Here is an 8845-nt window from a genome sequence, read left to right on the forward strand (position 1 = left end):
TCGAACGTGCCGGTTTCCCCTATTCTGAAGGGTGCGGTCGTGTGATGCAAGCCAAATAGGCACGTCCATGCCGATTCTGGGGATTTGTGTGGGCTGCGCCTGCGTCGATGTGGCGTATCGGCACGATCGTGTCGACGGGGCTACGGCAGCCGCACGACGCGGTCGCAGGCGCGCATGACATCCTCATCGTGGGTGATGACGAGCACCGGGTGCCCAGCGGCGGCCTCCCACACGTCGGTCATGAGGTGCGCTGCGGTGTCGTGGTCGAGGTGCTCGGTGGGCTCGTCGAGGATGATGAGATCGCGCTCGGCGGCGAGCACGCGGGCGAGGGCGAGGCGCCGCCGCTCGCCCCCTGACAACGTGGATCCCCCCTCGCCGACGACGCGCTCCGGGTCGAGGCGCAACCCAGCCCGCTGCAGCGCCAGGCGCACCTCGTCGTCGGTGGCGTCCTTGTTGCCGATGCGTACGTTCTCTGCGACGGAGGTGGCGAAGATGTGCGCATCTTGCGCGAGATATCCGACCCGGCCGGCACGCTCCACCTCGCCCGCGAGCGGCGGGATCAGCCCCATAAGTGTGGCCGCGACGGTGGTTTTGCCCACACCCGACGGCCCGACCAGCGCCACCTTCTCGCCCGGAGCGACGGTGAGGTCGAGGTGCTCGAGCACCGGCTCGCCGCCTGGCCAGCCGACGGTGACGTCCCGCAGCTGCACCTTCACCCCGTCGCCGGGGAGCACGTCGCCGGTGCCGACGGGGTCGGCGTCGAGCACCTGCTGCACCCGCTCGATGGAGGCCTTAGCGCGCGTATAGGTTTGCGCCGCCTTCGTGAAGTCTTGGAACACGTCGTGCAGCGCGAGCGGGGTGAGCACGAGCACCGCGAGCAGGCGCGGCTTCAGCGTGCCCGCGGCCACGGCCTCGCCACCAATCCACAGCGCCGCGACGACCGCGATCCCCGCCGCGACGATCTGCGCCGCGGTGGCGAGCCCCCGCACCCAGGCGCCGCGCGCCTCCTGCAGGCGGAGCTGCTCGTCGATGTCGAGCATCCTGGCGACGGTGCGCGCCTCGGCGTTGTTCGCCACGAGGTCCGGCCCGACCAGCGCGAGTTCCCTCGTCGCATCCGCGAGCTCGCCTCGCGTGGCGACGGCGGCGCGGTCGACGGCGTGGCTCATGCGCTGCGCGAGGATGGGCACCAGGATGCCGGCCACCACCGCGGTGACGAACAGCACCGCGGCGCTCGGCGGGTTGAAACTGCCCAGCAACACCGTCGTGGCGACGATCACCAGCGACGCCGACAGCGCCGGCAGCGCGACGCGGACCACCACGTCTTGGACGGCGGCGATGTCTTGCACGACGCGGGTGAGGAGGTCGCCCTGACGGCGCCCGATCAAGGTGGTGCGGGAGAGCTTGTCGTAGGTGCGGGAGCGCAGCACGCCCACCACGCGGAGCGCGACGTCGTGACCGACGAGACGTTCCGCGTAACGCGCCGCGCCGCGCCCGATGCCGAACGCCCGAACGCCGACGGCGGCGGCCTGGAGGTAGAGCACGGGCGGGAACTCGGCCGCGCGGGAAATCAGCCACGCCGACACGCCCATGAGCGCGACGGAACACGCAGACGCGGCGGCGGCCAGCAGCGTGGCGAGTGCGAACCGTGCGCGTCCGCCGGGGACGGCGCGCAGGAGGTCGCGCATGAAACGGATCATGACGTTACCCCTTGCCACTCGATGATTCGATCCGCGGCCTGCAGCACCGCCGGGCGATGGCTGACGATCAGCGCGGAGGCCCCCGAGGCTCGAACCGCGTCGACGACGTGCGCCTCGCGGTCGGAGTCGAGCCCGGCGGTGGGCTCGTCGAGAATCAGCAGCCGGGCGCCATGTCGGATGCGCAGCAGCGCTCGGGCGAGGGCGACGCGCCGGCGTTCGCCTGCCGAGAGCCCTTCGCTGTCGTCGGCGACGGCCTTGTCGAGGCCGAAATCGGCCCCCGCGAGCCGCAGCACGTCGACGATCTCGTCGTCGGTGGCCTCCGGGGCGCCGAGACGCACATTGTCACCGACGGTGCCCCGCACCAGCCCCGGGTCTTGCGCGACGTAGGCCACCTGCTCGCGCCACGTCGCGAGATCGATGCTCGCGAGGTCGGTGCCACCGACGCTCACGCGCCCCTTCGTGGGGGTGAGGAAACCCATCGCCAACGCCAGCGCCGTCGTTTTCCCGCCGCCGGAGGTGCCGGTGAGCGCGACGATCTCCTGCTCGCCCAGCTCGAGGTTGAAATGGGCGAGCACAGGGTTGTCCGCGCTCGGATAGGTGAAAGTGACATCGTCGAAACGCAGTGCCCCGGAGCGCGGCGCCGGCGAGGTGCCGTCGTGGGTGGGAGCGCCGTCGATGATGGCGAAGGCCGCGTCGGCGGCGGCCACCCCATCGGCGGAGTCATGGAAATGCGTGCCCACCATGCGCACGGGCAGATAGGCCTCGGGTGCGAGCACGAGCACGAACAGCGCGGTGAAGAAGCTGACTTCGTCGAAGACCAGCCGGAAGCCAATGGTGACCGCGATCACTGCCACCGACAGCGACGCGAGCAGCTCCAGCGCGAGCGACGATAGGAACGACACCCGAAGCACCCGCATCGTCGCCTCCGCGTAGCGCTCCTCGCTGAGATCGACGCCTCGTTTCTGCGCCCTCGCCCGGGCGAACGCCTGGAGCGTCGGGAGGCCGGTGATGAGGTCCGCGAAATGGGTGGCGAGCCGGTCGGCCATTGTGAACGAACGTTTCGTCGCCTTCTGCGTCGTCCACCCGATGAGCGCCATGAACAGCGGAATGAGCGGCAGTGTGATCGCCATGATGATCGCCGATGTCAGGTCGGCCCACAGCACAAAGGCGCCGACGATGAACGGCACCGTGGCGGCGAGGCCGAGCTGGGGGAGGTACTTCGAGAAGTAGCCGTCGAGGTCGTCGAGCCCTCGGGTGACGAGCCGCATCAGCGACGCCGACGGGGTCCCGCCCACGGGGGTGCGCAGGTGCGCCGCGACGATGTCTCGTCGCAGCTGTGACTTCACCGCCGCCGCGGAGCGGTGCGAGAGCCACGCATTCGCCCAAGCCAATGCCGCCCTGGCGAGGAATACGGCGGAAAGCAGGAACAATAGCCGGGGCCAACCGTCGGGAAGGTGGCCCAGTGCGAAGGTCTGCGTGATACCCGTGGCGATGAGCCACGCCTGCGCGGTGACCAGTAGCGCGGTAATCACCCCGACGACCACAGACGCGACGAGGTACCTGCGCGTGGCTGCGGCGCGCTGGAGTAGGCGGGGGTGAATCGGTCCGGGCATCGGGGTTTAGTCTCTCATGCTCGGACTGTGGTCTAGAACGCGAGACGCGACTGAGCGCACACCAGATCGTGAAAACCGCCCCAAACAGGGCAAAATCGGCATCTGGCGTGCGCTCAGTCGCGCAACCTCAGTAGACCCCCGGTTTACGGCTCCATCTCGTCGGCCGTGGGAGCTGCGGGCCGGTTCGTCGAGGTGCGATCGAGGTAGAAGAACGCCGTGGTGGCAACGTCGTCGCGCAGCTGACGGTAGCGGCCCTTCGAGCGCCAGCCGAGTGTTTGCACGTCGACGCGGCTGAGGCGCTTGGAAAAGCGGATCGGATCAGGCGTGTGCCAGCGGTACATGCCGAAGCGCTGCTGGCTCTCATACAGGCCGTCTGGGCGGATCACCTGTGGCATGCCGAGGAATGGCGTAGTGAACGCGGTGTAGCCCTGGCCGGGTACGTCGAAGTTCCATGCACCGCCGAAGTAGTCCTCGGTGCCGGTGCCGCAGATGGTGGGGTAGTCCACGTCGTCGTCCATGTAGAACTTGAGTTCACCTTCGCCCCACCAGCCGGTGGAATTGACACCCCAGGCCATGTAGGTGCCCGCGTAGTGGCCGCGGCCCTCAATACCCTCGAGCATCACGTGGAGGCCGTCGGTGACGGGCTGCGAACGTCGCCACTGGGCGTGCAGATAGGCCGCTTCCTCGGGCACGGGGCCCTCTTCGTAGGTGATCTGGTAGTAGACGAACACGTCCTCGTCGCTCAGGTTCTCGATGGTGAAGCGCGCCCCGCTGCGGAACGGCATCGGCCAGTACGAGTTGCAGCCGCCGTGCGGGTTGACGGCGATCATCTGCGAGCTGACTTGGGCGAACTGGTTCCAGCCATGGCAGAAGAAGTCGCCGAGGGGCACCTCGATGGCGGGTGCGTCGTCGCCATCCCAGTACGCGCGGAGGATGAGCGAGCGCATCTTGCGCATGTCGGTGGTGAGCCAGATGTGGGTGATGCAGCCGGAGCCGCTGATGTCGGCGAGGGTGAAGGTGGTGCCGGCATCGAGCTTGATGCTGGGGGAGACCTTCCATCCGACGCCCAGTTCGCGGGAAGCCTCCGCGCCGGTGCCCGTGGTGGCCTTGCCGCCCTCGCCGGGGGCGCCGGTGAAGTTCTCGGGGGATATCGAGCGTGTGTGGGTGGGGCGAATCAGCGCGGCCTGCCGCCACGGGCCGGCGAGTGCATGCTCTGGCATGGTCTGTGCTCCTTCGTTGTGTGAAATCGTTATCACTAGCTTACGGGCGGTGGAAAGATAAGGAATGCTGGAACCCACCAGATTCGGTGGGCTCCAGCATTCCTTAATCTGGTTAGCTGGTCGCCAGGGGACCTACGCGGCGGGGGACACGTCGTCGGGAATCGACTTCGTGCTGATGCGCTTGGAGAACACCCAGTAGCTCCACGCCTGGTAGGCCAGCACGATCGGCACGAAGATGGCCGCGGCCACGGTCATGATGACGAGTGTCGTCTCCGACGAAGCGGCGGTGATCATGTTCAGGCGATCGCCGACGGCCACCGTCTCGTCCTGCGCGAAGCCGATGTTGCCGTACAGCTTCAAGAAGATGCCGGTGAACAGCGTCACAATGGCGAGACCGGTGCAGATGAACGCCCAACCGTCGCGGTCTCTCATCACCATGAATACAGCCACGACGAGCGCCACCACGCTCAGGATTCCGACGATCCACGTGAGCACCGAGAAGTCGCCGAACTCGCTCTTCGCCGGGTAGGCGATGTTCTGCCAGAGCACGAAGATCGCGGTGAGCGCGACGGTGACCCAGCCCACCTTGGTGCCGAAGCTCTTGGCCTTCTCGTGCACGACGCCCGACGTCTTCAGCGCCAGGAATGCCGAGCCGTGGAACAGGCAGATCGCGACGAGCATCAGGCCGCCCACCAGGGCAAACGGCATGAATAGGCCGAAGAAGTTGCCGTTCCACAGCTTGCCGTCGTTCGGCAACCCGGAGACGAAGTTCGCAAACCCGACGCCGAACACCAGCGCAGGCAGGAACGAGCCGAGGGCGGCGAACCAGTCGAGCATGTTGCGATACTGCGACGTGTGGTGCTTCGAACGGTACTCGAAGGCCACGCCGCGCAGGATCAGGCCGATCAGCACGAGCAGCAGTGGCAGGTACAGGCCGGAGAACAGCGACGCGTACCAGCCCGGGAAGGCGGCAAACATGGCGCCACCTGCGGTCAACAGCCACACTTCATTGCCGTCCCACAGCGGGCCGATGGTATTGACGATGACGCGCTTCTCCTTGTCATTGCCACCGATGATCTTGATGAGCATCGCCACGCCGTAGTCGAAGCACTCGAGGAAGAAGTAGCCGATCCAGAGCACTGCGACGAGCAGGAACCAGACCAGCGTGAACGGGGGAACTGCGGTTTCGAGTAACAACATTGCTCCAGCTCCTCTCAGTACGCGAAGCTCATGGGCTTGTCGGGGTCATCGTTGAGTTCGACGGGCTCCACGTCGGGAAGTCCGTGCTTGGTGTACTTCATGAACAGCCACACCTCGAGCACAGCGAGTCCGCCATACAACAGGGTGTAGACAATCATGGAGAACAGCACCTCGCCCGAGCTCACCGTCGGAGACACCGCCGAAGCGGTGGGAAGCACACCCACGACGATCCACGGCTGGCGGCCCATCTCGGTAAAGATCCAGCCGACCGAGTTACCGAGCAGCGGCAGCAGCGGCAAGGCGAATGCGCAGGCCGTGAGGAATTTCGATGGCATCGGGTTACGTCCGCCGCTCAGCATCACCAGCACCACCGCGGCGATCGCCATTGCGATGAATCCGAGGGTCATCATGATGCGGAACGACCAGTAGCTCACGATGATGTCCGGGCGGTAGTTGAGATCCATGTAGGACTTCTGGATTTCGGGTGAAATCGTGCCGTTCTGCGTGGCCTCGTACACCTGCTGCTGGAGCTTCTGGCGACCTTCGTCGGCCATGAAGTAGCCCTCTTCATGGAAGCGCTTGTCGAGGTCGTTGATGCCCTTGACCTCCTCCTGGCCAGCCAAGATGGAGAGCAGCTTCGGCACCTTCAGCTCAAAGACCGCTTCGGTGGCGTTGCGGTCGCCGATGGTGAGCAGCGAGAACGACGCGTCCTTCTCTGTTTCGAACAGTCCCTCAGCGGCGGCGAGTTTCATGGGCTGCGTTTGCGCGATGGCCTTGGCCTGCAGGTCGCCGGTGAGGATGACGCCGATGGAGGAAATCAGCAGCACCCAGGCGCCGAATTTCGTGGCCCAGCGCCAGGTCTTGATGTGCTCGTCGCTGGCGCCCTCGTCACGAACCGCCTTGTTCAGCTTCGCGAGATGCCAGGCGGAAATGCCGCAGATCAGACCGCCCGCCACCATGTAGGCAGCGGTGAGCGTGTGGGTGATGGTGGCGATGAACACCGGGTTGGTGAACAGTGCGCCGAAGCCTGCCAGGCCGTCGATTTCTGCGCGTCCGGACTCGACGTTGAATACTGCGCCGACGGGGTTCTGCATCCAGGAGTTCGCGGCGAGGATGAACACGGCCGAGATCATGGTGCCGATGGCTGCGCAGTAGATGGTTGCGAGGTGGAGCTTCTTCGGCAGCTTGTCCCAGCCGAAGATCCACAAGCCAATGAACGTGGATTCAAGGAAGAACGCCAGCAGCGCCTCGAGCGCGAGCGGGGCGCCGAAGATGTCACCGACGAAGCGTGAGTATTCCGACCAGTTCATGCCGAACTGGAACTCCTGCACGATGCCGGTGACGACGCCGAGTGCGAAGTTGATGAGGAAGAGTTTTCCGAAGAATTTCGTCAACTGCAGGAAGCGGTGCTGTCCGGTCTTGACCCAGATGGTCTGCAAGACAGCCACCAGCATCGACAGTGCGATGGTGATTGGGACGAACAGATAGTGATAAACGGTGGTGATCCCGAATTGCCACCGTGCAAGGGTCACTGGTTCCATGGCGGCAGGTTACTACGGATAGTCGTATGCGCGCGAATAACACCGAATATTTCGGCCTGTCGCCCATCGCCATGGGTGGCTACGACATTTCGTAGGAGTAAATGACCCCAATGCCGACCGATTTCTTCGGCAGTTACTATCATGATGCGTATGGCATCGCGAGGAGAGCTGGAGCAGCGCATTATGGAGCTGCTGTGGGAGGCCGATGGGCCTCGCTCCGTCGCGGACGTGCACCAAGAACTTAGGCAGGAGCGCGAGCTCGCCTACACGACGGTGATGACCGTACTCGACAGGCTCGCGAAGAAACAGTTGGCCGACCGTGAGCTCGTGAACCGTGCCTGGCAGTACCGCGCCGCGCACCCGCGACACGTCGTGGTGGCCAGAGAACTCAAGGCACTCCTCGATTCCTTGCCCGACGACGTGCGTCGCCAAACCATCGCCACCTTCGGTGCGCAACTGAGCGACGCCGAGCGCCGACTCGTCGCGGGATAGTAGCCGGTTGTGGTTTCGATACGCGGGCTTCGCTCGTTACTCAGCCACCGGAAGGTGAGCCTGTCTCGATCCGATGATTGAGCCGCCGCTGGAAGCGGCGTGTCGAAATCATCTCTGGCCGGGGTTTCGATACGCGGGCTACGCCCGCTACTCAACCACCGGTGGGCGTCTGACACCGACCGTCGACGCCTGATCGAGGCGCTTATCGGCGAGCCTGCAAGAGTGCTTTCTTCTGCTCCAGCGTTGCGGCGAGATCGGCTTCCCACTCCTCGCGCTGCTGCTTCGCCTGCTTGGCAGCGTGCTTATCGCCGCGCAGTTCGATGGCCTCCTTGCGCACGTCGATGGACGACTCGATGGCGCTTTGCACGGTGCTGGCGGTGCCGTCAAGCGACTCCTCCAACGCCGCCTTCGACATGGTCTGGGCGAGTTGCTCGCGCATGGCCGCGACGTCGTAACCGGCCTCCGGCCAGCGCGGCTGCATCTCTACGAGCGTGCGCGTGATGATTTCAGTGATGGCCGCACGGGTGTACCACTTCCGGTCCGCAGGCACGACGTACCAGGGCGCATACTCGGTGTTCGTAAAGCGGAACACGTCTGCATAGGCCTCTTGGTAGTCGTCCCACTTCGCGCGGGTCTTCAGGTCGCTCGCCGAGAACTTCCAGCGCTTATCCGGGCGGTCGAGGCGCTCCATGAGGCGCTGGGCCTGCTCGTCGTAGCTCACCATGAGTGCGAACTTCAGCACGGTGGTGCCGCTCTCGACGAGCTGCTCCTCGAAGCTGTTGATCTCGGCGTAGCGTCCCCGCCACACGTCCTCCGGAACGATGTTGTCGACGCGCTGGACCAGCACGTCTTCGTAGTGCGAGCGGTCGAACACGCCGATGCGGCCCGGCACGGGCAGCGCGCGGCGGATGCGCCACAGGAAGTGGTGCGATGCCTCTTCCTCCGTCGGTACCTCGAATGAGCGCAGTTGCACCCCCTGCGGGTCGACCATGCCCATGACATGCCTAGCCACACCGCCTTTACCGGCGGTATCCAGCCCCTGCACTACGACGAGCAACGAACGCTCACCGCCGGCCCGGCCC

Annotated in this window: 7 protein-coding genes; 1 reads left to right on the top strand and 6 read right to left on the bottom strand. The window is 65.5% G+C overall.

Annotated elements, in window-relative coordinates; genetic code table 11:
- Nucleotides 1-140 precede the first annotated feature (140 nt).
- The 5 genes from cydC to Q0X61_RS05215 form a co-directional block, all read right to left on the bottom strand.
- Entirely contained in the window at nt 141-1697 is a 1557-nt protein-coding gene (cydC, locus tag Q0X61_RS05195) for a thiol reductant ABC exporter subunit CydC (RefSeq protein ID WP_297741032.1), read from the bottom strand.
- Nucleotides 1694-3310 (bottom strand): thiol reductant ABC exporter subunit CydD, encoded by a 1617-nt coding sequence (gene cydD / locus Q0X61_RS05200; RefSeq protein ID WP_297741034.1) that lies wholly within the window; start codon nt 3308-3310, stop codon nt 1694-1696. Before cydD ends, cydC begins: the two co-directional genes overlap by 4 nt.
- A 143-nt stretch (nt 3311-3453) precedes the next feature.
- Nucleotides 3454-4530: a glycoside hydrolase family 172 protein gene (locus tag Q0X61_RS05205; RefSeq protein ID WP_297741036.1), complete on the bottom strand. Its 1077-nt coding sequence runs from the start codon at nt 4528-4530 to the stop codon at nt 3454-3456.
- Between the two features lie 132 nt (nt 4531-4662).
- Nucleotides 4663-5730 (bottom strand): cytochrome d ubiquinol oxidase subunit II, encoded by a 1068-nt coding sequence (gene cydB / locus Q0X61_RS05210; protein WP_297741038.1) that lies wholly within the window; start codon nt 5728-5730, stop codon nt 4663-4665.
- 14 nt (nt 5731-5744) lie between these two features.
- Nucleotides 5745-7271 (bottom strand): cytochrome ubiquinol oxidase subunit I, encoded by a 1527-nt coding sequence (locus tag Q0X61_RS05215; RefSeq protein ID WP_297741040.1) that lies wholly within the window; start codon nt 7269-7271, stop codon nt 5745-5747.
- Nucleotides 7272-7421: 150 nt separating this feature from the next.
- Between Q0X61_RS05215 and Q0X61_RS05220 the strand changes: the two genes are divergently transcribed.
- Entirely contained in the window at nt 7422-7763 is a 342-nt protein-coding gene (locus tag Q0X61_RS05220; RefSeq protein WP_297741042.1) for a BlaI/MecI/CopY family transcriptional regulator, read from the top strand.
- A 202-nt stretch (nt 7764-7965) separates the two neighbouring features.
- On the opposite strand, the gene Q0X61_RS05225 is transcribed toward Q0X61_RS05220, so the two are convergent.
- On the bottom strand, nt 7966-8845 hold an 880-nt coding region (locus tag Q0X61_RS05225; RefSeq protein WP_297741044.1), incomplete at its 5' end, for a PPK2 family polyphosphate kinase.

Origin of the sequence: uncultured Tessaracoccus sp., from assembly GCF_947255005.1 — a bacterium.
In the GTDB taxonomy this organism is placed as follows: domain Bacteria; phylum Actinomycetota; class Actinomycetes; order Propionibacteriales; family Propionibacteriaceae; genus Arachnia.

What these genes read in the sequence shown, in the direction of transcription:
- Q0X61_RS05205 (WP_297741036.1), bottom strand. Translation starts at nt 4,530, where the DNA reads ATGCCAGAGCATGCACTCGCCGGCCCGTGGCGGCAGGCCGCGCTGATT.
- Q0X61_RS05215 (WP_297741040.1), bottom strand. Translation starts at nt 7,271, where the DNA reads ATGGAACCAGTGACCCTTGCACGGTGGCAATTCGGGATCACCACCGTT.
- cydD (WP_297741034.1), bottom strand. Translation starts at nt 3,310, where the DNA reads ATGCCCGGACCGATTCACCCCCGCCTACTCCAGCGCGCCGCAGCCACG.
- cydC (WP_297741032.1), bottom strand. Translation starts at nt 1,697, where the DNA reads ATGATCCGTTTCATGCGCGACCTCCTGCGCGCCGTCCCCGGCGGACGC.
- Q0X61_RS05220 (WP_297741042.1), top strand. Translation starts at nt 7,422, where the DNA reads ATGGCATCGCGAGGAGAGCTGGAGCAGCGCATTATGGAGCTGCTGTGG.
- cydB (WP_297741038.1), bottom strand. Translation starts at nt 5,730, where the DNA reads ATGTTGTTACTCGAAACCGCAGTTCCCCCGTTCACGCTGGTCTGGTTC.